Below are 23,413 nucleotides of genomic sequence, written 5' to 3' on the forward strand. Positions count from 1 at the left end.
TTTATCAATGTCACAAAAATTTTACCTAACAATGCGATATTTTGTTTCAAAATATCTTTATTGGTTTAGCTCATGCCATAATTTGGTTAGACTGTCAGTAATTTACTACTTGGATCTTGCTTTATAATGAAACAACTGCTCGATTTTATTCCACTGATTATTTTTTTCGCTCTGTTTAAGTTTTACGATATTTATGTCGCAACAGGGGCGCTGATTGCAGCCACGGCGATACAAATCATCGTGACCTATTTTCTGTTCAAAAAGGTCGAAAAAATTCAGTTAATCACCTTTGCTTTAGTGACTGTTTTTGGTGGCATGACGATCTTCTTACATGACGATAATTTCATTAAATGGAAAGTGACCATTGTCTATTTAGTCTTTGCTTTAGGCTTAGCCATTAGCCATTGGCTTGGAAAATCTGCGATTAAAGGCATGCTCGGTAAAGAGCTAACTCTACCTGAAACGGTCTGGACAAAAATCACCTGGGCTTGGGTTGTCTTTTTCCTCGTGTGCGCGGTACTCAATATTTATATCGCCTATCAATTATCACTCGATGTATGGGTCAACTTCAAAGTATTTGGTCTACTTCTCGCAACCTTCGCCTACACACTATTGACCGGTATTTACATCTATAAACACCTGCCGAAAGAACAAAATAGCTCTAAACATTCTTAACTATTTTGAGTCGAGAAGACATTTCTGGTTATAATTAACCCTCTTTTTCAGCGGCCTTCGCGGTCGCTGTTTTGTTTGCTGTGGATGCCAATCATGAACCAGAATGTAAACTCCCCCAAGGGGCAGCTTTTACTGAGAACACTTGCCATGCCGGCCGACACCAATGCCAATGGTGATATTTTTGGTGGGTGGATTATGTCGCAATTAGACTTGGCTGGTGGCATTCTCGCTAAAGAAATTTCCAGTGGAAGAATTGTCACAGTTTCAGTGTCAAGCATTACCTTTAAAAAGCCCGTCAAGGTGGGTGATGTGGTATGCTGCTACGGTGAATGTACCAAAATTGGCCGGACATCGATGTCAATTAACTTGGAAGTATGGGTTAAACCAGTTAAAGAAGACGGCGTACTTGACCGCTTCCAAGTCTGTGAAGCAACGTTTAATTATGTTGCTATTGATGCAGAAGGACGCCCAAGAGTGATCAACCACCAACATTGATCACCGCAAGGAATGAACCTCACTTTTAAAATCATTGGATTTGGTGCATGACCTAAACCCGTTCACCATTATAAGGATAGCAATATGTGGTATGTTATTTTCGCCCAAGATGTAGAAGACTCGCTAGCGCAACGAATGAGTGTCAGAGCAGAACATTTAGAACGCTTACAAACTTTACGCAATGAAGGTCGGCTATTGGTTGCAGGGCCACTCCCTGCGATTGATGCAGAAGATCCCGGAGAGGCCGGATTTACTGGTTCAACCATCATCGCTGAGTTTGACTCTTTGCAAGCCGCTCAAGCTTGGGCGGATGCGGATCCTTACCACAAGGTTGGCGCTTATGCGCACGTTATCGTCAAGCCGTTTAAAAAAGTTTTTTAACTATGAAAAAATCATTACTCGGTATCACCAGTCTGATGTTTATTCTGCTTAGTGGATGCAGCTCTACTGGTGATCAACAAAAGCATTTAGAACTATTAGCCGCCAATCGTGCCAGTGTACTCAATGCCGAGCTGCCGATTGAACAAGGGCCACTGAATATCATGCGTGCTAGCTCTAAAGGTACGATGATCGAAATGATGATGATCTACAATATTGATCAGCAAGGTGCACAATCCCTTACCCAAGTGATAGAAAACAGTGTTCAACGTTTTTGTTCTAGTACCGATATTCGAGCCAATCTTGATGCGGGTATCAGTTACCGATTACAAGTTCGTAATCCAAGAGGTCAACTAATGGTCGATCAAATCGTCACTAAAACTCAATGTCACTGAGTTACTCCATGCCATCGTATTCAATCAACAAAGGCCTCACTAGAGGCCTTTATAATGAAAATATAATCCCCTCTATTTTTTCTGCCATTCTTCACGTAACGCTTTAGCAGCCAGCACTAAATTGGTTAATGCGGCTTCCACCTCTGGCCAATTTCGTGTTTTTAGCCCGCAATCGGGGTTCACCCATAACCGTTCAACAGGGATTTTCTCCGCAGCTTTACGCAACAACCCTTCAATCCAGGCTTGTGATGGAATGTTAGGGGAGTGGATATCATACACACCCGGCCCTATGGCATTCGGGTAATTAAACGCTTCAAATGCTTTGAGTAATTCCATATTCGAGCGCGAGGTTTCAATGGTAATCACGTCCGCATCAAGCGCGGCAACAGAATCAATAATTTCATTAAATTCGCTATAACACATGTGAGTATGGATTTGTGTTTCAGGTCGAGCGCTCGCAGCCGATATTTTGAACGCTTGCACTGCCCATTGTAAATAAGCTTGATGATCCCGTTTCTTCAATGGTAAGCCTTCACGAATCGCAGGTTCGTCAATTTGGATAATATTGATGCCTGCATCCTGCAAGTCAGACACTTCATCACGCAACGCCAATGCCAATTGCTGAGCAATTTGCTCCCGAGTAATGTCTTCACGTGGGAACGTCCAGCAAAGGATCGTAACCGGCCCAGTCAACATCCCTTTCACCTTTTTACTGGTAAGTGATTGTGCATAACTTGACCACTCTACCGTCATGGGCTTCTCTCGTTCAATATCGGCTACCACTATGGCAGGCTTCACACAACGAGAACCGTAACTCTGCACCCAACCAAACTGCGTGGTTTGGAAACCAGCAAGATTTTCAGCAAAATATTCCACCATGTCATTACGTTCGGCTTCGCCATGCACCAGCACATCCAAGCCCAGATCTTCTTGACGTTGAACCGCATCGGCAATATGTCCTTTAAGCGCATTCACATAATCCGTTTCAGCTAACTTGCCCTGTCGGTAAGCTCGACGTTCGGCACGAATATCTCCCGTTTGTGGGAAAGAACCAATGGTTGTCGTCGGTAACAGGGGAAGCCCAAGCACTTCTTGTTGATGGTAAGCACGCTCTGCATAAGGTGCACTTCGCTCAGCAAGAGAATCGGTAATACTGTTAAGCCGAGCTTGAACTTGAGGCTTATTAACATGAATGGCTTGTTGACGCGCTACAATAGGCTGACTGTACGTCTCACAGGCCAATATTGCTGCATGATCGCCATCTAATGCTTGGCCGAGCAGCGAAATTTCGGTCAGTTTTTGTTTGGCAAAAGCGAACCAGCTCTGCACTTCTGGTGAAAGGTTCGCTTCTAGTTCTAGATCAACGGGGCTATGGAGTAGAGAACAAGAGCTGGCAACCCATAAGCGATCCCCCAACTGTGCTTTTACTGGCTGAAGTTGATTGAGTTGTGAAGCGAGATCGGCTCGCCAGACATTCCGTCCATTCACCACACCCGCCGATAATACCCAGTCTTGAGGAAGCTTTTCTAATACCTCATCGAGTTGCTGAGGAGCTGCTGAAAGATCAATATGCAGACCATTAACGGGCAGTTTAACAATTTTATCTAACGTATCACTTACAGAATCAAAATAGGTGGTCAACAGTAATTTCACCTCACCTTGAATCACCTGATAAGCCAGTTTAAAGGCCTCTTGCCACGGCGTTTCAAGTTCCAGAGCTAGGATCGGCTCATCAATTTGTACCCAAGTCACTCCCTGCTTGGCTAATTTAGCTAAAATCGCTTGATAAGCAGTAAGTAGACGAGGAAGTAATGTCAGTCGATCAAAACCTTCCCCAACCTCTTTACCTAAATAAAGATAACTTAACGGGCCAAGAAGAACGGGTTTAACCGGATAGCCAGCTTTGACGGCTTCATTCACTTCATCAAACAATTGTGGCCAACTTACCTCAAAACTATCTGTAGCACTAAATTCCGGCACAATGTAATGATAGTTAGTGTTAAACCATTTAGTCATATCAGAAGCGGCGCTGCCACTGCATCCACAATGATTTTGTGACTGACCACGCCCGACTCGAAATAGCGTATCGAGATCAGGAAAACCATGACGATGGCGTTCGGGAACATGACCAAGCAAAAGTGTTGTAGTTAATACATGATCATACCAAGCAAAATCACCCGCAGTCACAAAACTCAACCCTGCCTCTTGCTGCTGGTGCCAGTTTTGTTGACGAATACTTTGTCCAACCTGTTGCAGTTGAGATTGCTCAATTTCACCACGCCAATACTGCTCCAGGGCAAATTTTAGCTGACGTTTTTCACCAATACGTGGGTAACCGAGAATATGCGTTGTCGTTGCCATGTGTTTTATCCTTCTATAGATAGGTGCAGACATTAAAAGACATCTGGATGGCTAAACTATCGCGTAACATGATACTGAATACAATCACCAATTATTCAACTTGTTTATTAGAAAATTTCATGTTTATAAACATTTCATTCGTAGGATTAACAACAAATAGCCATCTAGATGTTTACACGGTTAAAAAAAACACGTAAGTTTAGATAAATTAATAATAAAAAAGGGAAGGTGAAGGTGATACATGATCGAGCTTAAACATTTAAGAACCTTAGTTTCACTGCGAGAAACGGGCTCACTAACCGCCACCGCCACGGCTTTACACCTGACTCAGTCGGCGTTATCCCATCAAATAAAAGATCTTGAAGCTCGGATTGGTGGACAACTTTTTCTCCGCAAAACACGCCCGGTTCGTTTTACATCAGAAGGTAATATTCTGCTTCGCATTGCCGATGAAATATTGCCACGCTTAGCCAAAGCAGAGAACGAACTCGCCAGCCTGAAAGAAGATGTGAATGGACGCTTACACATGGCAATTGAATGCCATTCTTGCTTCCAATGGTTAATGCCTGCCCTGCGTGAATATCAATTAGCTTGGCCCAGTGTAACGCTCGATTTTTCCTCAGGGTTTGGTTTTGAACCCTTACCTGCATTACTAGCAGGAGAGCTAGACTTGGTGATTACCTCTGATATTTTACCGCGCTCAGAGGTGCATTATGAACCCTTATTTGACTTTGAAATGCGCCTTATTACTGCAACCAACCATCCACTCGCTGATAAAACCGTCATCACACCACAAGATTTGGCCGAACAAACCATGCTGTGTTATCCGGTACAAAAACAACGCTTAGATGTCGTCAAACATTTCCTACACCCGGCAGGCGTAGAACCAGCAAAGTGGAAACAAGCAGACAATACTTTAATGCTAGTCCAAATGGTGTCTGCCGGATTAGGCGTTGCCACGTTGCCCAACTGGGCGATCAGTGAATTTTCACGCCAGGGACTTATCACCAGCAAACCATTAGGCGATGGATTATGGCGTCGGTTATTTGCCGCAACCCGCCACAGCGAAAAAGACAAGCGTTACTTACAAGCTTTTTTTGCTATCGCTCGCCAACAATGCAAAAGCCACCTTGACGGGATCAAGATGGCTTAAATTATGCGGAAAACAAGCTATTAATACGATTTAAACTGGTTGGTGAGAGGGTCATACCTAAAGCCTAGATTACTCAACTTACCAACCACATGTTGTTCATTCATCTCATACATGGATACGAGTTCATCCAAGCTATCACACTCTAAACGCAGTTTTTCATTAATAATGCCTAATAAAATTGCGTCATCAAGACGGCTAATGTTGCTTAAATCCATCATTTTGCTCCTTTCTCGTCGCCCTGATAGTAAGCTTAGCTGCAATTTTATCAATCCGTCGTGATTTTCCTCTCGAAATATCGCCGACAATGACCCTATAAATAAAGACGATAGAAACCGGTTACCGCAACTAACATCAAGAGTAACGCAAGCAATAAGGAGGCTTTGGTCACAGGTTTTACTAATAGTAAATGCCAACACCAAGCAAAAATACCCGCTACCAATAACGAAAAGCTCACCAGTAGTGGCTGGATCATGGCTGAAAGCTGCTCAGCCTCAAGTTGATATGCGTAAGGTACAATGCAGAGCGTTGTCACCATTGCCGATAAAATCCCCACCACAGGTAAAATGCGGTGAAAAGCTTGTAGACGAGTTTTAGCGATCGTCAATAGCAAATGGCCAAATAACGCACCGAGTAAAAATATCAGACTCAATAGTGTAATGGCCATTGAACCATTCAGCGACTGCCCCATCAATATAGCCACAAATGCCAAAGCTAACCCATCGGCAAGGTACAAAACCCACAGCGGCCCTTCATGGCGTGTCTTTTTGGTTTGCACTTGAGAATAAAAATAAAGCAAAGCAAAGACAATTAAACACACCTCGATTTTCAGTGAAGCGACAGCAAGCCATAAGATAGCTAACGCGGGTAATACTTTATGTAACCGGCCACGTTGACCTGGACAGATATCACCTTTCACCAATACTAATGTCAGTAATAATTGCGTGCCAAGCAACATGGGGGCCATAACGCTCAGTAAGGAATCAAGCATACATTCTTCATTAACGGAAAATTTGGGACGATGATACCAAAAGCCATTCGATTTTGCCTACCGCTTTACCCACGAATTCAACACTTCTACCGCTCACATCATGCGCCACTGACTGTTTTATCATTGCTATGGCTTGGATTCGTTATTTGTACCGAAAATCAACTGTTCGCCGAACACACAGCTTGAGCATTTGTTTATAGTTAAGACAAAAATAAGAGGTTATGATGAAAAAACTGTTATTAGCAAGCATGCTTTGCCTCCCCTTACTTGGCTGCATGGCACAAGAGCCGTCTCCCCCTTTACAAGCCGATCAACAATGGGTAACTGGGCAACTCGAGAATGGACTCACCTACCACATCTATCCAGATCATCATCAAGCGGTATCGATTCGCCTATATTTTCATACCGGTTCATTGCAAGAATCCCCTACACAAGCTGGCTATGCACACTTTGTTGAACACATGGCATTTAATGGCAGCCTCCATTATGCCCATAATGATGTCATTACCATGGTACAGCAAGCAGGAGCTAGCTTTGGCCCCGATCTTAATGCCTATACCACTTATCAAGAAACCGTTTATACACTCGACTTACCCGACAACCTCGCCGTAGATAAAGCATTACTTTGGTTTAGAGATATTGCCGATGGACTCACCTTCTCTCCGCAAGAAGTCGAGAAAGAGAAAGGGGTAATTATGGGTGAGTTTCGCCACCGCTATCGGGAAGAAAAACCATTAGAACAACAATATTATGAGCATTTGATTGCAACAACCGATTATGCAGAACATGACGTGCTGGGCACGAAGGTACAGGTTCAGCAAGCCACAGCACAAGATCTCCAAGCATTTTATCAACAATGGTATCAACCTCAATTAGCAGAAGTCGTTATCACCGGTAATCTAACACTAGCTCAAGGCGAGGAATGGATTCAACGCTATTTTTCCAGTTGGCAGAAAGGCACAACGCCTCGACCTGAACCGGTAAAAAAACGCCAACAAAACCTGCAAGACTACGTTGCACACGTAGCAACTGGCGAACATGCCAGCTTCTCATTACTGATTGGTCGAGGCCGTCATTCTATGACGACTCACGAGCAGTTATTAGACCATCGATTAGATAATATTGCTGAACAATTAATTGATCAGCGCCTAAAAACGGTATTTCGTGACAGCGCCCAGCTGCATTCACAATTGTATGCCATGAACTATCCTGTACTTGATCAACGCTATACTTTGATTGGTAGTACATTCCCCTACCAACAACGCTCTCTTGTACAAGAACTAATCTTATCAACACTCTCTTCACTGCGTGATTTTGGTGTCACACAAGAAGAATTAGAGGCTCAGTTGCATCCATTCAAAGATGATCTCCAGTATGCAGCACAAAATAAATATGACTTATTACCCAATGAACATGCCAATCATCGCATTTGGGCGATAACCAACCAACAAGTCCTGCAGAGTACTTTCGACTTTCAATATGGCCTCAAACAACTACTCAATACCGCAACCATAGAGCAGGTTAATCAACGTTTAAAACAGTTACTGAACGGTGATGCTGCCATCATTATTGGGGCAGATAAACAAGAGAACCTGGAACAACTTACCGATGAATTGAGCCAGTTAAAAAAATTAAGAAAACGTCGTGGGACGCAATTAAATGCAGCGGATGTTGCTACCATTTTACACCAGCCAACGCAGCCTGGGGAAATTATCACATCCCAATCGATTCATAGCGATCCCGAGATCGTGCAATGGCAACTCGAAAATAACGTCAATGTTTATCTCTATAGAACCTATAACAATAGAAATCAGCTGCACCTTTTTTATAGCCGTGTCGGTGGAATAGCCGCATTACCCAGCGAACTTTATTCAGCCGTTGATATTACGCCAATGGTCTTAACTCGTTCAGGGATTGGCAGCATGGATGGGTCACAGGTTGACAGTTATATGAAAAGAAAAAATATGTCTATGCAATTCATTATAGACACGACCACACATTGGTTAAATATAAACGTCAATAAGCCAGATTTAGATGACGCGTTGGCCTTAATTCATCAATATTCCACCGCACCTAAGGTTGATAATGCGCAATTGGCTGCAGTAACACAAACTCAGCAAGAAAACTTGCGCCAATTTTTGACCACGCCACTAGGCCAATTTACCAATGAGATCAATCTCGCCTCTTATAGTAAGGATAGTTATCAGCAACTGCGCTATTTAGTAGGCCAACCCACACCGACTCGAACACAAGTTCTTAACGTCCATCAACAGCTGTTTAAACAGGGGAAGTTCAACCTCATTATTGTTGGTGATATTGCCCCATCCGACATCACTCCACTGTTACGTCAGTACATTGCCAATATCCCACTCATTGCCCAACCACCAGTCGAGATTAATCCACACTTTAAACCTTCACTGGTCAACAGAATAGAAAAGACCATCAATACTGAAGATAGTGCCGTCGTCATTCATCGTTATGTCTCATCTGATATATCCAACCAAAGTGCTAAAAAAATCTTCCTCGAAGACATGCTACACCGTTTAGTCAACCAAAAATTACTCGCTAATATCCGAGAAAGTAAAGGATTGGATTATACCCCCATGATTTACGTGATTAATAAGGATGGCGAACCCTATTCTGATTGGCTGATGATTGCACATGTGGCCCCTGCGAATGTGGCACAAACAGAACAAGCTTTTCAAGAAGTGATCACCAGTTTAACCCAGAGTATTAGTGAAGAAGAGACTCAGACGGTCGCTAAACAATTAATCGTGGCACTTAAACCTATAGAGGATAAACCGGAACAGATGGCCTTCATGCTCAACCGCTATATCACCCATGGCTATGGTTTTGAAGCCTTAATGAATATTGAAGCGACCGCTCAAAGTATTACCGCTCAGGAAATGCATCAGAGAGCATTACAAATTTTTGGTGATGGGAGTAAAAAACAAATTAGCATCATGCTACCCAACTAGCCGATAAAATAAGCCAAGCTTACCCTGCTTGGCTTTTTCAATCGGCACAGCCACTCAGTTACTTTTTACCACACAGAAGTAGGTGTACTTTGCCAATAACATGGTAAACTGCTGCGCTATTTTATGTGGCCTATTTTTTCACCAATAGCAACCACTCAAAGGTCAAAATAAAATTAGGGTGACAGACTCGGTATACCCAATAATGTGCCCCACCTTTGCCCAAAGCCATGAGAGTAAGAGTCAACTAAATGATTGTAAAGAAAATAAATGAACACAAAAAATACTGGGCGGAATGCTTTGGTATTGCTCCTTTCCTTCCAACTTCACGTAAAGAGATGGAGACTTTAGGATGGGATAGTTGTGACATTATTATCGTCACCGGAGACGCCTATGTCGATCACCCTAGTTTTGGCATGGCTATCATCGGTCGCTTACTTGAAGCTCAAGGATTTAGAGTTGGGATCATTGCCCAGCCAGAATGGCAAGATAAAAGCGCGTTTATGGCTCTCGGTCAGCCCAACCTATTTTTTGGTATTACTGCGGGCAATATGGACTCCATGATCAACCGCTATACCGCAGATAAAAAGGTGCGCCATGATGATGCCTACACCCCCAATAATGAAGGTGGGAAACGTCCAGATCGTGCTACCTTAGTCTATTCTCAGCGCTGCCGTGAAGCGTATAAAGAGGTTCCTATTGTTCTTGGTGGCATTGAAGCGAGCTTACGACGTGTCGCGCATTATGATTATTGGTCCGATAAGATTCGTCGTTCGGTACTGTTTGATGCCAAAGCGGACATACTCCTATTTGGTAACGCTGAACGCGCTTTAGTGGAGGTTGCGCATCGACTTGCAAATGGCGAGCCGATAGCGACCATGACCAACATTCGTGGTACTGCGATAAACCTACCACACGCTCCCGACGGTTTTACCATCATCGATTCCTCGCGTATTGATAAACCGAGCAAACCTTTTGTGCCAACCAATCCTTACGACGTTGAAACGCTATGCGACACGAAATCGGACACCGCAGAAATCGAAGCCAAACCGATTACCATCCGGGCTTCTCGCCATGATTCGCTAACGACAGCCGTTCGTTTACCCTCTTATGAAAAGTTGATCAACGACCGTATTTTATACGCACATGCTAGCCGTGTACTGCATTTAGAAACCAACCCTTATTCAGGCCGCGCCCTGATTCAAAGCCATGGTAACCGTGAACTTTGGGTAAACCCAGCGCCGATTCCATTAACCACCGAAGAGATGGATTATGTTTTTGATCTGCCTTATGCCCGGATTCCGCACCCTAAATATGGCAAAGCCAAGATTCCGGCTTACGATATGATCAAAACCTCGGTCAATATTATGCGTGGATGCTTCGGTGGCTGCTCTTTTTGTTCAATCACCGAGCATGAAGGACGGATAATCCAAAACCGTTCTAAAGAATCCATACTTGGTGAGTTGACAGCCATTAGAGACAAAGTCCCCGGTTTTACCGGGACAATTTCAGACTTAGGAGGCCCGACCGCCAACATGTATCGCTTGGGTTGTTCAGATCCTAAAGCAGAAGCAAACTGCCGCCGTCCTTCTTGTGTGTTTCCGGGAATTTGTCATAAGCTCAATACCGATCATAAACACACCATCGATCTTTATCGAGAAGCCCGAAAGATTCCTGGTATTAAGAAAATTCTTATCGCTTCTGGGGTACGCTACGATTTAGCGATTGAGTCTCCAGAATATGTGCGTGAACTGGTGACTCACCATGTGGGGGGTTATCTAAAAATTGCCCCTGAGCATACTGAAAAAAGACCACTGGATTTAATGATGAAACCAGGAATGGGTACTTATGACCGCTTTAAACAACTGTTTGAAAAATACAGTGCGGAAGCAGGTAAAAAACAATATTTAATACCTTATTTTATCTCTGCTCATCCAGGAACCGAAGACGAAGACATGGTCAACCTTGCATTGTGGCTTAAAAATAATAACTATCAGTGTGATCAAGTACAAAATTTTTACCCCTCTCCGATGTGTAATGCCACGGCCATGTATCACTCACAAGTGAATCCGCTTAAACGCGTGAAATATAAGAAACGAGAAGATATTACCGTAGCCAAAGGAGAACGTCAGCGTCGCTTGCACAAAGCACTGCTGCGTTATCATGATCCTCTTAATTGGCCACTTATCCGTGAAGCATTAGTCGCAATGGGTAAAAAATATTTAATTGGTGACAAGCCTGGCTGCTTAGTCCCCGCTGAAGATAATGAGCAATCAACAGCAAATCCACGTCGTAAATCAGGTCGTCACGGTTCTAACCGCTTTGCAACCAAACACACTAAACATCAACCGGGATTTGATGCACTTCGCGATCATGCGTCAAGTCAAACTCGTGGCAGTAAAACCAATCAGAACAGCCGCCCTAAAACAAAAGTCAACACGAAGAAAAAACGGGGAAACTCCGTTCGCCCATAAAGCGGAGTATACCTCTTAATAAAAAAACCTCAGGTATAAATACCCGAGGTTTTTTTTACAATCTATGTTAGTGATTTCTCACAACATCAATGATTACACAATAAATTTATTCATCACTGCATCTTGACGACGAACGTTCTCTAACTGCTCTCGCATTTGATCATTTGACTGACTCGCAGTATCAGAAACTTGAACCGATAAATCTTTAATTTTCACCGTATTCGCGTTAATTTCTTCAGCTACTAAGCTCTGTTCCTCTGCCGCTGATGCAATTTGCATATTCATATCCGTGATCTGTTGGATAGCTTGACGAATACGCAATAACGCATCATTTGCTTCACAAGCTTTGGCGACTGTTTCTGTCGCAGTATCTTTACTTTGTTGCATCGCTCCTGCAACGGCACTCGATCCGACTTGCAATTGCTCAATCATATTTCTGATTTCAGTCGTCGATTGTTGCGTTCGTTGAGCCAGAGTTCGAACTTCATCAGCAACCACGGCAAAACCACGACCGGATTCTCCTGCTCGAGCTGCTTCAATGGCCGCATTTAACGCCAATAAGTTGGTTTGATCAGCAATATCATTGATGACTTTTAAAATCGTCTCGATATTGGATGTCGCGACTTCAAGCTGCTTCACTTCTTCAACCGCTTGATCGATTCTTAATGCAAGGGCATTGATCGCCTCAGTGGTATGGTTAACCACTTGTGAACCTTCTTCAGTTGCATTATCCGCTTCTTGGGCAGCGGAAGCGGCCCCTTGTGCGTTGCTGGCAACATCATTAGATGTGGTCGCCATTTCATGCATCGCGGTTGCGAGCTGCTCCACTTCATGCATTTGATTTTGCATTGCCTCAGTTGAAGATTGCAAGCCATGCGCTGTCGATTCGGTACTATGCATAATTTGCTGACCAATTTGCTTAGATTCACTAATTAACCGTTGCAAGGTTTCGGTAAATTGATTGAACCCGGTGGCTAGCCGCGCAAATTCAAAATCTGTATTGGTATCTAACCGCTTCGTGAGATCGCCTTGCCCAGACGCCACGTCCTGTATTGCATCATTTAAGGTGTCCAAAGGCCGCATGAGAACACGAAGTATTAGCGAAAGAATCAAGGTACTGATGACTAACGCAATCACAGAATAAATCAAAGCACTGCGCCGCAAATCATCAATAGCAGCAAAAGCAATACTTTCATCCAGTAAAACGCCAACTGACCACTTTTCACCCGGTATATCGACAAAACGCAACTGATAGTCTCGTCCATCAAGCGTTATTTCTTGTATCTCTCGACTCATTTTGACTCTGGGTAAGAAGTCAGACATGGGTTTACCATTTAATTTCTCATCAGGGTGAGCAACCAGTGTTCCGTCATCGGCAACAATAAAAAGATACCCTGCATCAAATAAGGAAACTTGGTTCACTAATTTGGCTAGCGAGACTAAACTCACATCAAAGAAAATCGCACCGGAAAATTGTCCTTGATATGTCACTGGCGTCGCGATAGAAATTAAAATTTCTCCGGTTGCTGAATCTGCGTAGGGAGCTGTGATCGTCAACTGACCGGCATTTTTAGCATCTCGATACCAAGGGCGAGCTCTCGGATCCCATGTTGCTCCTGGATCCCAATTAGGATCGCTACCTACGTGACCCCCATTACTTTCATATCCAAAACCCACCAAAATAAAGTGATCGTTCAAAACGGGCTGCCTCAATATATCGGCAACATGGTCTGGCTCAATATTATCCTCGACTAATTGAGTGACATACTGAGCGAGTACTTTACTTCCATTGAGTTCTTTACTGACCGTACTGCGCACACCCTGTACTATCTCTTCAGCACTATTGTTGACTTGTGTTTCAATTTCTGTCCGTACCGTGAAATACTGTTGTGTCGACAATAATGCCAGTGTTAAAAGCAACATCACCGAAGATGCTGCAACCACTTTATGGCTAAATTTCATGGGTTACCTCTCTAAGCAAATTATCCCTATCATGCACGTTTTACTGTGCGATTCCCTTAACCACATCAGGACAACCAGCAAGCCATTCTCGGCCTTACTTCTTTCCTTACAGAGCCTAAAGGTTTTTGCTAAGCCATTAACACCAAGCCATGGTCAGTTTATTGTTATTTTCATTATTGAGTATGGACCAATAGGAAGCAGTTTTCATTATAATTGATCGTAAAGTATCAATAAAAATAATGATAAACTGCACAGAAGCGTGAAAAAGTTCATCAGGAGTAAAAAGGCTCACTCGCATGAGCCTTAAGTCGGACCCATTTGGGGCATCAATCATTAAGCGTATTGATTTTCAAACGCTTGCATAAAGTCAACTAAAGCTTGCACCCCTTCCAGTGGCATGGCGTTATAAATAGAAGCGCGCATACCACCGACCACGCGGTGTCCTTTTAATGACAACAAGCCACGAGCTTCGGCCAATTCTAAAAAGGTGCCATCCAACTCTGGTTTTGCTAATTGGAAAGGAACATTCATCAGAGAACGATTATCAGGATGAATGTTATTACGATAAAAGTTTGATGCGTCGATATAGTCGTAAAGCAGCGCAGCTTTAGCTCGGTTTACTTGCTCTATCGCTTGCACACCACCTTGCTCTTTTAACCATTGAAAAACTAACCCAGAAAGATACCAAGCAAAGGTCGGTGGAGTATTAAACATGGAATCTTTTTCGGCAAGCACTCGGTAATTTAGTGTCGTTGGCAAAGCTTGATTCGCTAAATCAAGTAAATCATCACGCACAATCACAATACAGAGCCCGGCAGGGCCAATATTTTTCTGAGCTCCAGCATAAATAACGCCATATCGAGTAATATCGATTTCACGTGACAAAATCGTTGAAGACATATCCGCAACTATCGGCTTATCCGTAACGGGTAACTCATTGATTTCTATGCCATCGATAGTTTCATTAGGACAAAAGTGCACAAAAGCAGCGTCAGGGTCAATATGCCATTCACTGGCGGGAAGTACTGCAATTTTTGCATCTTTCTCAGTTTTCGCATCAAAAATATCGACCTCGCAGTATTTCTTTGCTTCTTGCACCGCACTGGCCGCCCAATATCCCGCATCAATGTAAGTGGCACAAGTCGCTTGGCCGAGTAAATTCATCGGAACCGCTGCAAATTGAGCTCGAGCACCACCTTGACAAAATAAAACTTTATAATTGTCAGGAATCGCCAATAAATCACGCAGATCTTGCTCAGCCTGTTGCGCTACATGGATAAAAGGCTTGCTGCGATGACTAATTTCCATCACTGACGCGCCAAGACCATGCCAATTGACAAATTCTGCCTGTGCTTTAGCCATGACCGCTTTAGGTAGTGCAGCGGGGCCCGCACTAAAATTAAAAACAGTGTCCGTATTCGGCTCCATGTTTAGCTTACTCCTGCTATAAAAATGTGATTTGGACTTACTATAACTCGATCAAAGAGATTGAAGAAGAGCCAAAGATGATGTCTTTTAAAATTTCATTTTGCTCTTTTATCAACAATGCTTATTTAAGGCATGGACACAATCACCCTAACAGCGACAAATGAACCTTTTCCAGCCTCTCTGAACTATACCCAAGCAACTTGGAGTTGCAGGTAGGCGGCAAGTGAGTGACAAATTTGTCTGGAACAAATTTGAACAGCCGTAGGCTGGCCTTTGGTGAGGGCCACGGATGGCTCTCATCATCCCCATGAGCATAGACAGGCTATGTGATTGGGGTGAAAGAACGTAGCCAACACCCCTGCAGCTTCAAGTAGAAAGGGTATAATGTTTACTGGAGCAGAAGTGGCATCATCAACGCGGTCAACGGAACTTGTTTACCACTAGCGAAAACCAATAGCCCATTGTGAATATCCACTTTTAATTGATAACCTTGTTCATTGTGTGTCGCCATCTCCATCAAGACTAATTGATCCACGCCTTGCTGGATAAAAGGATAATCCTTCACCAATGATTGCGATACCAACGCCTCTAAAGAACCGCTTAAAACTGAAAAAAGTGCGCCGGGATCGTGTAAAACATCATGGGTGCCCTCTGGTACTGTCAGCTGCCATTTAGCCTCCAATTCACCTTGCCCCATCGTCAGCGCTAATCGATTTAGCGTGAGACTAAAGCCTTGTGAAAATAGTTTCTCAATCGCAGGGCGTGCTTGATTTATCAAAGAATTCGATAAAGTGCGGCCATCTTGATAAAGTTCAGACAACTGAGTAAAGGCCTTTCTATCCACATCACCAAGGGTAAAATCAAAGATTGCGTCACGAATTTCATCGTCACCAGTTTTTAGTGCACGAACAGTCACCATATGCTGGCCAGTGAATCGTTGCTTGGATGCATCCATCGAAGAACGAAACTCATACATGGCGTGATTCAGATTAAACCTGGTAGCCTGTCGAACATCACGAATGGTCATCTCTCCCAAGGTTATTTTATGTTGGCCAACCCAAAAACCCTTCTCTTGTTTGCCCTTTCCCTCACCATAAACATTAGCTAATTGTACTTGTTCACCATTGGTAAAGTTCAAGGCAATAGATGGAAGCGTTAAAGCATAACTGATCTCACCCAAAATCGATGCCGTGCCTTGTAAACTTGAAGCGGTCATGGATAACGTAAACGGCTGTTCTCCTTTTGATTGATAGAACCAATTATCTAAGTGCATTTGAAAATCTGTACTACCATTGAGGCGAGTCTGAGTGTTGAGCTGTAGAGGAATATGGGTTTGTTCCGAAAAGGTCGAAACAGCCGAAAGGCTAAAGGCATGATGCTGAATATCGCTGTTGATCACCCACTCAGTTGGTAAACCTTGTTGTTCAAGCTGCCGTTTGATATCTCGATCTAAAACCGTGTATCGCGTCACCGCTGAGGATGAAAAATAACCTCGCTCATAGCTGACTAATTCGGTTTTAACTTGATCATTACTTAGGTTTGCCAAGCCATCGGTGACTATTTTTTGACCGACCTGCCCGACTGCTAAAGGCCAACAAAGAATTAGAGCAACCGCCCCACCCACAGCGCCAATTCGTTTCAGCGTTTTCATAAAATAAGATTTTCCTTGTAATATATCCAGTCAACCTCACCGACGCATTGACCCAGCGAAAAGGAACTGGGCTGATCGATTGGACGACTCAGTCTATAAGTTTGGCCAAAAACCATCTCAATGGACAATAAAAATGATTGCATGAAGAAAATTAATTTCTCATTGTACAGATTCAAGGTTCTTAAACCCAGCTCTCAAATAAACTGTATAAAACTTGTTACAATGTTAGAACTATGAATAGATAGGTTTGAGAACATTGTGAATTCATATGCGCTACTTTGTTTAGACAATAATCCCGTCAGCGTCGAGCAGTGGCGTCATGAATTGAGTGCCTTTATCACGAAGTTTGACCTCTATACCGCAGAATCATTCGAAGAAGCTGATCAAGCTCTCGAATTTATTGAAGAGCAAAACCAGATCGTCGCCTTGGTGATTGCAAGCCATCATCAACACTTTGATGGTGCTAACTTTTTAGTCCAGTTGGATAAATTAGCACATACCAAAAATGCAAGAAAAATCCTTATCAGTTGCGGGCAAGATATTCAAGCTATTCTAAATGCCGTCAATGAAGGTCGACTGGACTACTGCTTAACCAAACCCCTACAAGACAATGTGTTATATAAAACCGTCTTCCAAGAATTGACCAATTATATCCTGCAATATGATAAAGATAATATTCTTAGCTACAGTACCCTGCTCGACCAAACCCGTATTCTTCGCGCTCATATTGATAATAAAATGCACCTCTATCGAGAAGGGTTCATCAGCGATTATCATCGCCTAACCGATCACCAACTGGCCGAACAAGTGATTGGTGCGCTACGTCAATTCTTTGCTCAAGCCGACGAGACTCGAGCTTGTCGAACCTACTCCGCTGAACATTTATTAACCAAAGAAGGAGAAGCCAACCAGTTTTTATGGTTTATTACTGCCGGAGAAGTTGCACTCTATAAAAAAGATGAACAGGGTCAACAAAGAGAAGTCGTGCGCCATACTAAAGGTAATTTAGTCGGTGGGATGTCTTTTGTTACAGGAGAACCTTCTTTTTCAACGGCAATTACCTTAACTAAAACAGAGGTCATCAAACTTGATCGAGATGTGTTTGCCAAGGTTATGCATAATGACACGCAGCTATTACCACTTTTCACCAACTTATTATTACGACATTTTAATCGTCGTTTACAACGCAGTATTAATACCAAACTACAATTACAAAAAACCATTGAATCCTTAGAGTTAGCACATCAACAGCTTATCGAGAGTGAAAAAATGGCCGTACTTGGACAATTAGTTGCAGGTGTTGCACATGAGTTGAATAATCCCGTTGCTGCCATCTTACGAGGAAGTGATACATTACGCACCCACCTCAATCAATTGATTTGTCATAAGGCTTTACAACCATTAGAGCAAAAAGGAGTACAGCTCCTTGGGCAAGCGTTACAAGTCAATCCAATGTCAACCGCCAAAGAACGTGAAAAAGCCAAAACATTAGAGCAACACATCCATCATCGATTACTTGCAAAAAAAATGGTCAAACTCGGTTTGGAAAATGACCACACACTACGTAATCAGGTAAAAAATAATCCGCAACAGGCAGAACAAGACATAGAAATGCTGGAACGTTACTATCTTGTTGGCAGTAACTTACGTTCAATTCAAGTGTGCGCACAACGTATTGCGGATATGGTCAAAAGTTTAAAAAGTTATGCGCGACCAGACGATGAAACCTTCCATCTCGCTGATATTCATGAAGGATTAGAGGATACACTGATTATCTTTGAAAACCATTTAAAGAGACACACCGTTGAAAAACATTACGGTGATATTCCACCAGTATTATGCCTACCGATTGCGTTACAACAAGTTTGGACTAACCTGATTTCCAACGCCATTGAAGCCTTTCCTGAACATGGGTCATTAACGATTAAGACTGAATTACAGCACGATCAAGAAACAAGTTACGTTGTGGTTAGCTTTACCGATAATGGCAACGGTATTCCACCAGAACGTCAACAACAAATTTTTGCATTAAATTACACCACCAAGCGGGAAGGACATTTTGGGCTCGGTATTGGTCTATCAATTTGTCAACAAATTGTCCACCAACATCGAGGATGGATAGCCGTTGATAGTCAAGTCAATAAATACACCACGATGCAAGTCTGGTTACCGACCACCTCAGAGCGTATATAGATATTAAGGAGAATAAAATGCATAAGTTAATGATTTTATGTGTTGATGATGAAAGAGAAGTTCTCGATAGTGTTCTGCAGGATCTCCGTGATTTTGAAACTCATTTTATTATTGAGGCGGCAGAGTCGGTAGCAGAAGCTAAAGCGGTTATTGAGGATTATCAACAACAGAAAATACCGTTAGCCCTTATTTTATGCGATCACATTATGCCAAAAGAAACTGGGATTCATTTCTTAATTGAACTCAATCAACAGGAGCAAACCCAGAAAACACGCAAAATACTACTGACAGGGCAAGCAGGATTGGATGATACGGTCGAAGCCATTAACCACTCTAGTTTGGATTTTTTTATCAATAAACCTTGGCAATCAAAACAGCTTTGTCAGATTGTACGTGAACAACTCACGCAGTATGTAATCGAACACGAGCAAGATTTAATGCCTTGGATACAAATCTTGGATGCGGAACCGATTCTAAATGCCATTGCAGCCAATCGTATGAGCTATGGCGAATAGTTAATCAAAAATCATACAAGTGGCATTTTTTTTGCTTATTTTTTGTTAAGGTGACAAAAGCCTGACATTTTAGGGTGGAGTTGTCATGCGTGAGTGAATTATGATGTAAGAGCCAAGTGGCCTAACATAAGCCACTCCCCCATGAAAATAAAATCAGTCAAGAGTGTATTGACCTTGTTTTAGGTAAACTCTGCTGATATACCGTGCTTAGGTTATGTTTAAGTTGTAGCACTTTGTCATGGCGGAAACACCGCTTTAATATGGAATTCATCATAAACAGATAGGTTTATCGAGATTATGCGCAAAACAATCCTTGCAACCGCACTACTTTTTGCTTCAGCACACGCTTTAGCCCAGGTTGACCCCAATAGTCCGACGGTCATGAGCAACTTCAATTATGACTACATTGAGGCCAGAATTGGTATTAGCCCAACCACTTATGGTGCAGGCTTTAGTAAATCAATTCATCCTAATGCTCATGTTGTCGCTCGCATTGACTCAGAATTTGATAGTGATTTTGATTTGGCAACCGGTTTCGGTTTTCATGCTCCAGTCAATAATTGGGCCGATTTTACAGGGGAAATGTTATTTCGCTTACAAGATCGTAAACATCAAGGCAGTGCCGATACCGGGATGGAACTTAATCTTGGCGTACGCCAGTGGCTAGGGCCACAGTTTGAAGTCGGCGGCAAAGGAGGGTATGTCTCGATTGATGATAACGAAGATTGGTTCGGTTCCGTTTTTGCCCGTTTTCATTCAACCGAACTTTTCTCACTGGGAGCCGAAGCCCGTTTTAATGATGCTTATGGCGATCAAGTTTTATTTACTGCGCGTTTTAATTATTAATCGCCTTGTGTACGATAACCATCACCCTACTGATGGTTTAGATAGGCTAAGAAAAAACCGAGGTGAAGTCCTCGGTTTTTTCTTTTATGCTGATGTTAATGGTGCTGACAGTACTCAAGAAGCTGTCGCTTTCTCGGCTCTTGTAACAATTTCCAGTGCACGCCTTCAATCGCCCCTGCAAATTTCCATAACAATTTTACATCAACATCGCTACCATAAACTTGTCGCACTTTACTAAACACTTTTGGTGCACCTAGTTTAATGAAGGTATCAACATCATCAATACCAGCTTTTTTTACCATCCGTTCTAACGTTAACTGCATATTGGGCAGATCACGTAAACGACGACTCGCTTGAGATTTTTGAAAATTACGCTGCATAATTGAATAACGAATCGAACGTTGAATAATGCTCTCTAGCTCTGGATGCTGATTTTCAAATAACTCGGTAATATCATAGTAATTCACCGTAGCAGTTGTTTGCTTCTTCACATGTCGGTACTTCTCGCACCCTAAATTGATAAGCTGTTGATCCAACTCCTCACTACCACGAATGAAAATCGCTTCTTCCGTTAATAATGCATACATGGCATCTTGCTGAAATAAGCCAATACCACCAAACATAGAACGCTTTTGATAAGCGCCAAACTTAATAACATAATCAAAAAATGTATGCTCACTCATCTCCATGGATCCTTTCATCGTCGTCCCCGAGTCACAAAGATCACCAGAAGCAGCAAGTTATAGCGAAATAAAAGTAGAGGTTTATCGCAAGCTTATTTGTACTACATGCCCGCATATTTATTTCTTTCTATGATAGTTAATGAAGCGAAATAAGTCCGGACTTAACTCACAGCAAATAAATTTTAAAATTAAAATTATGAGATCAGATTCACAACCTTAGGATATTGAATCGTCAATATCATCATAATATTCATACAAAATGTATAGTCAGTCATTAAATTCAGCATCTCTATGGCAATTTCTGCGCTTAAAGGTTGCTTCACAGGATTAGCCATCGGTAGAATGACTCGACTTTCCGATTTTACTCATACTCAATGAACCATTTATCATTTTACTGGCTTCCAGAGAATAAACAGCAACTTATCCAAGGATTGGAGAGTGAATTTGCTCAGTTAGTTGAACTCTCTATTAGTACAGGGCAGATTTCGCTACCTCCTATCCCCGATGTTGTCATCAAAATACAGGCATTATCTCGTTCTGAATCGACTTCTATTTTTGATATTGCCACCTGTTTAACCGATGATCCTAGCTTAGCTGCCGTGGTGATTCGTATTGCAAACTCAGTGGTATTTAATCGACGTAACATTACGTGTACCGACTTAGTCACAGCAGTTTCGCGCTTAGGGATCCACCGAGTACGTGACATTGTCACAGCACAAGCCATTGAGCAGCTAAAACATTCGATTAATTTGAGTGCCGAATGTAATAAAATGCTCACTCGCAGCGCAAGCGTCGCCCGTGAACTCGGAGCCACGATGGTGTTAGTAGCACAGAATTTCAAACGAATAGAACCTGAAGATTATCTATATCTTGAGCAAGAAAAAGCCCTTCTGGTTGGGCTATTAGCTGATATTGGCCTATTTTGCTTAGTCAATGAATACCATCTTTATCTTGAAAAAGGGCACTACCTTGATCCTGATATTGCAATGCAAATATTTCACTCAAGTTGCTCAACCACCAGCAAGCTTGTGTTAAAACACTGGGGATTTGACGATGATTTTCTCGAAGTTGCTTGTAATCAACAATTAGTGGATCATTGCCAAGAAGTCAGTTACCTTGATATCGCTCGCATTGCCCATCATTTGCTCCTATTTAGAAAACAAGATGAAGCTTTGGATGAGCATGACGTTGAAATCAACGTTACGGGAGCGGAAGTGCTTTACCACCTAAGTAGTCTTGATGACCAAGAATTTCGCTCTCAGCTTAAGGCCGTAATCAACGCTAGTGGCTTCTAATTTGTACAGCTGAGGAATATATGCTTTCAGGGATGTTGTTTATCTTTGCTCCACTGGTGGTGGGGTATCTCTTTTCTATTTCCAATAAGAATGGACTCTTATTGCTTAATCGAGCCACGGTTTCACTTATCTACCTGATCTTATTTTTGATGGGGCTTAGTCTTGCAGCATTAGATAATTTAGGTAGTCATTTACAACTGATTTTGCAATTTGCTGGCACTTTTTTTGTGGTGCTCGCAGCCTGCAATCTACTTGCACTTCCTTGGGTTGATAAATGGTTACCCCTCGATACCCAAACCACACACACCAAACTCCCCCGATCAAGTATGGCGCTAGAATCATTGAAACTCATTTTGGTGGTCGGTGGTGGCCTTGCGATAGGAGTGTTACTAAATTTTGATCTTTCTTGGGTAGAGAAAACTAGCGAATGGATTCTATTCGTTTTACTTTTTTTTATTGGTGTTCAACTACGAAACAGTGGGTTAACACTCAAACAAATTCTCCTTAACAAACATGGCATGATTATCGCTGCCGTCGTTATTATAACTTGCTGGATTGGTGGAGCGATCGCGGCCCTTATCCTCCATATTCCGCTTTACCACGGATTAGCCATGGCATCCGGATTTGGCTGGTATTCGTTATCTGGGATACTGATGGGGGATGCCTTCGGCCCAGTTTATGGTGGAGCCTCTTTTCTTATTGAGTTGAGTCGAGAGCTTGTTTCTCTCGTGTTAATCCCAATGCTGATTGGCCGTAAACCATGTACCTCAATCGGCTATGCGGGTGCAACTGCGATGGATTTTACTCTCCCTATTATTCAAACCACAGGTGGAGTAAGGTGCGTGCCTGTGGCGATCGTCAGTGGTTTTATTTTGAGCTTATTAGTGCCTGTATTTATGCTGTTTTTTGTCTCTCTTGCAAGCTAGATCGCAGGAATAAACCAACG

Annotated in this window: 18 protein-coding genes and 1 pseudogene; 12 read left to right on the top strand and 7 right to left on the bottom strand. The window is 42.6% G+C overall.

Annotated elements, in window-relative coordinates; all coding sequences use genetic code 11:
* Window positions 1–126: 126 nt before the first annotated feature.
* From CAG57_RS06800 to CAG57_RS06815, 4 genes are all read left to right on the top strand, one after another.
* Entirely contained in the window at window positions 127–675 is a 549-nt protein-coding gene (locus tag CAG57_RS06800) for a septation protein A (protein WP_099612292.1), read from the top strand.
* A gap of 93 nt (window positions 676–768) precedes the next feature.
* On the top strand, window positions 769–1,170 hold the full coding sequence (yciA, locus tag CAG57_RS06805; protein ID WP_099612291.1) for an acyl-CoA thioester hydrolase YciA: 402 nt from the start codon (window positions 769–771) through the stop codon (window positions 1,168–1,170).
* Window positions 1,171–1,254: 84 nt separating this feature from the next.
* Window positions 1,255–1,551: a YciI family protein gene (locus CAG57_RS06810; protein ID WP_161426781.1), complete on the top strand. Its 297-nt coding sequence runs from the start codon at window positions 1,255–1,257 to the stop codon at window positions 1,549–1,551.
* A 2-nt stretch (window positions 1,552–1,553) separates the two neighbouring features.
* The gene (locus CAG57_RS06815; RefSeq protein ID WP_099612290.1) at window positions 1,554–1,943 is read left to right on the top strand and encodes a GspS/AspS pilotin family protein; all 390 of its coding nucleotides are present in this window, start codon (window positions 1,554–1,556) and stop codon (window positions 1,941–1,943) included.
* A 72-nt stretch (window positions 1,944–2,015) separates the two neighbouring features.
* Here the strand turns inward: CAG57_RS06815 and metE are convergent, their stop codons facing one another.
* A complete protein-coding gene (gene metE, locus CAG57_RS06820; protein WP_161426782.1) occupies window positions 2,016–4,304 on the bottom strand; it encodes a 5-methyltetrahydropteroyltriglutamate--homocysteine S-methyltransferase in 2,289 nt (762 codons plus the stop codon).
* Window positions 4,305–4,545: 241 nt separating this feature from the next.
* Here metE and metR point away from each other — a divergent pair, with 241 nt between their 5' ends.
* Entirely contained in the window at window positions 4,546–5,457 is a 912-nt protein-coding gene (gene metR / locus CAG57_RS06825; RefSeq protein ID WP_099612288.1) for an HTH-type transcriptional regulator MetR, read from the top strand.
* Window positions 5,458–5,477: 20 nt separating this feature from the next.
* On the opposite strand, the gene CAG57_RS06830 is transcribed toward metR, so the two are convergent.
* Both CAG57_RS06830 and CAG57_RS06835 read right to left on the bottom strand, forming a co-directional pair.
* Window positions 5,478–5,672, bottom strand: coding sequence for a DUF4250 domain-containing protein (locus CAG57_RS06830; RefSeq protein WP_161427527.1), 195 nt, complete (start codon window positions 5,670–5,672; stop codon window positions 5,478–5,480).
* A gap of 95 nt (window positions 5,673–5,767) precedes the next feature.
* On the bottom strand, window positions 5,768–6,445 hold the full coding sequence (locus CAG57_RS06835; protein WP_161427526.1) for a hypothetical protein: 678 nt from the start codon (window positions 6,443–6,445) through the stop codon (window positions 5,768–5,770).
* Window positions 6,446–6,666: 221 nt separating this feature from the next.
* On the opposite strand from CAG57_RS06835, the gene CAG57_RS06840 reads away from it, so the two are divergent.
* Together CAG57_RS06840 and CAG57_RS06845 are read left to right on the top strand one after the other, a co-directional pair.
* Window positions 6,667–9,423, top strand: coding sequence for a M16 family metallopeptidase (locus tag CAG57_RS06840; protein ID WP_161433667.1), 2,757 nt, complete (start codon window positions 6,667–6,669; stop codon window positions 9,421–9,423).
* Window positions 9,424–9,671: 248 nt separating this feature from the next.
* Window positions 9,672–11,840, top strand: a pseudogene (locus CAG57_RS06845) (YgiQ family radical SAM protein); the annotation flags it as partial.
* Window positions 11,841–11,987: 147 nt separating this feature from the next.
* Here CAG57_RS06845 and CAG57_RS06850 read toward each other — a convergent pair.
* The 3 genes from CAG57_RS06850 to CAG57_RS06860 all read right to left on the bottom strand — a co-directional run bounded on the left by CAG57_RS06850 (window position 11,988) and on the right by CAG57_RS06860 (window position 16,935).
* Window positions 11,988–13,856 (bottom strand): methyl-accepting chemotaxis protein, encoded by a 1,869-nt coding sequence (locus CAG57_RS06850; RefSeq protein ID WP_161427735.1) that lies wholly within the window; start codon window positions 13,854–13,856, stop codon window positions 11,988–11,990.
* A 333-nt stretch (window positions 13,857–14,189) separates the two neighbouring features.
* Entirely contained in the window at window positions 14,190–15,284 is a 1,095-nt protein-coding gene (gene serC / locus CAG57_RS06855) for a 3-phosphoserine/phosphohydroxythreonine transaminase (RefSeq protein WP_099612284.1), read from the bottom strand.
* Between the two features lie 388 nt (window positions 15,285–15,672).
* Window positions 15,673–16,935, bottom strand: a complete 1,263-nt coding sequence (locus tag CAG57_RS06860; RefSeq protein ID WP_161427736.1) for a DUF945 family protein — start codon at window positions 16,933–16,935, stop codon at window positions 15,673–15,675.
* Window positions 16,936–17,193: 258 nt separating this feature from the next.
* Here CAG57_RS06860 and CAG57_RS06865 point away from each other — a divergent pair, with 258 nt between their 5' ends.
* The 3 genes from CAG57_RS06865 (at window position 17,194) to CAG57_RS06875 (ending at window position 20,489) form a co-directional block, all read left to right on the top strand.
* Window positions 17,194–19,128, top strand: coding sequence for an ATP-binding protein (locus CAG57_RS06865; RefSeq protein ID WP_099612282.1), 1,935 nt, complete (start codon window positions 17,194–17,196; stop codon window positions 19,126–19,128).
* A gap of 17 nt (window positions 19,129–19,145) precedes the next feature.
* Window positions 19,146–19,643, top strand: a complete 498-nt coding sequence (locus CAG57_RS06870; RefSeq protein ID WP_099612281.1) for a response regulator — start codon at window positions 19,146–19,148, stop codon at window positions 19,641–19,643.
* Between the two features lie 297 nt (window positions 19,644–19,940).
* Window positions 19,941–20,489: a hypothetical protein gene (locus CAG57_RS06875; RefSeq protein WP_161428377.1), complete on the top strand. Its 549-nt coding sequence runs from the start codon at window positions 19,941–19,943 to the stop codon at window positions 20,487–20,489.
* A 95-nt stretch (window positions 20,490–20,584) separates the two neighbouring features.
* Here the strand turns inward: CAG57_RS06875 and CAG57_RS06880 are convergent, their stop codons facing one another.
* Window positions 20,585–21,172 carry a TfoX/Sxy family DNA transformation protein gene (locus tag CAG57_RS06880; protein WP_099612279.1) on the bottom strand — a complete coding sequence of 196 codons (588 nt, stop codon included), beginning with the start codon at window positions 21,170–21,172 and terminating at the stop codon, window positions 20,585–20,587.
* A gap of 374 nt (window positions 21,173–21,546) precedes the next feature.
* Between CAG57_RS06880 and CAG57_RS06885 the strand changes: the two genes are divergently transcribed.
* Window positions 21,547–22,467, top strand: a complete 921-nt coding sequence (locus CAG57_RS06885) for an HDOD domain-containing protein (protein ID WP_099612278.1) — start codon at window positions 21,547–21,549, stop codon at window positions 22,465–22,467.
* Between the two features lie 20 nt (window positions 22,468–22,487).
* Entirely contained in the window at window positions 22,488–23,393 is a 906-nt protein-coding gene (locus CAG57_RS06890; protein ID WP_161427656.1) for a lysine exporter LysO family protein, read from the top strand.
* Window positions 23,394–23,413: the final 20 nt, after the last annotated feature.

Origin of the sequence: Vibrio sp. V30_P3S12P165, from assembly GCF_009904905.1 — a bacterium.
Lineage (GTDB): Bacteria > Pseudomonadota > Gammaproteobacteria > Enterobacterales > Vibrionaceae > Vibrio > Vibrio fujianensis.

Bases quoted from the DNA above. Each gene is read 5' to 3' on its own strand.
- yciA (WP_099612291.1), top strand. From the start codon at position 769: ATGAACCAGAATGTAAACTCCCCCAAGGGGCAGCTTTTACTGAGAACA.
- CAG57_RS06890 (WP_161427656.1), top strand. From the start codon at position 22,488: ATGCTTTCAGGGATGTTGTTTATCTTTGCTCCACTGGTGGTGGGGTAT.
- CAG57_RS06840 (WP_161433667.1), top strand. From the start codon at position 6,667: ATGATGAAAAAACTGTTATTAGCAAGCATGCTTTGCCTCCCCTTACTT.
- CAG57_RS06835 (WP_161427526.1), bottom strand. From the start codon at position 6,445: ATGCTTGATTCCTTACTGAGCGTTATGGCCCCCATGTTGCTTGGCACG.
- serC (WP_099612284.1), bottom strand. From the start codon at position 15,284: ATGGAGCCGAATACGGACACTGTTTTTAATTTTAGTGCGGGCCCCGCT.
- CAG57_RS06810 (WP_161426781.1), top strand. From the start codon at position 1,255: ATGTGGTATGTTATTTTCGCCCAAGATGTAGAAGACTCGCTAGCGCAA.
- metR (WP_099612288.1), top strand. From the start codon at position 4,546: ATGATCGAGCTTAAACATTTAAGAACCTTAGTTTCACTGCGAGAAACG.
- CAG57_RS06860 (WP_161427736.1), bottom strand. From the start codon at position 16,935: ATGAAAACGCTGAAACGAATTGGCGCTGTGGGTGGGGCGGTTGCTCTA.
- CAG57_RS06850 (WP_161427735.1), bottom strand. From the start codon at position 13,856: ATGAAATTTAGCCATAAAGTGGTTGCAGCATCTTCGGTGATGTTGCTT.
- CAG57_RS06830 (WP_161427527.1), bottom strand. From the start codon at position 5,672: ATGGATTTAAGCAACATTAGCCGTCTTGATGACGCAATTTTATTAGGC.
- CAG57_RS06870 (WP_099612281.1), top strand. From the start codon at position 19,146: ATGCATAAGTTAATGATTTTATGTGTTGATGATGAAAGAGAAGTTCTC.
- CAG57_RS06885 (WP_099612278.1), top strand. From the start codon at position 21,547: ATGAACCATTTATCATTTTACTGGCTTCCAGAGAATAAACAGCAACTT.
- metE (WP_161426782.1), bottom strand. From the start codon at position 4,304: ATGGCAACGACAACGCATATTCTCGGTTACCCACGTATTGGTGAAAAA.
- CAG57_RS06815 (WP_099612290.1), top strand. From the start codon at position 1,554: ATGAAAAAATCATTACTCGGTATCACCAGTCTGATGTTTATTCTGCTT.
- CAG57_RS06880 (WP_099612279.1), bottom strand. From the start codon at position 21,172: ATGAGTGAGCATACATTTTTTGATTATGTTATTAAGTTTGGCGCTTAT.
- CAG57_RS06800 (WP_099612292.1), top strand. From the start codon at position 127: ATGAAACAACTGCTCGATTTTATTCCACTGATTATTTTTTTCGCTCTG.
- CAG57_RS06875 (WP_161428377.1), top strand. From the start codon at position 19,941: ATGCGCAAAACAATCCTTGCAACCGCACTACTTTTTGCTTCAGCACAC.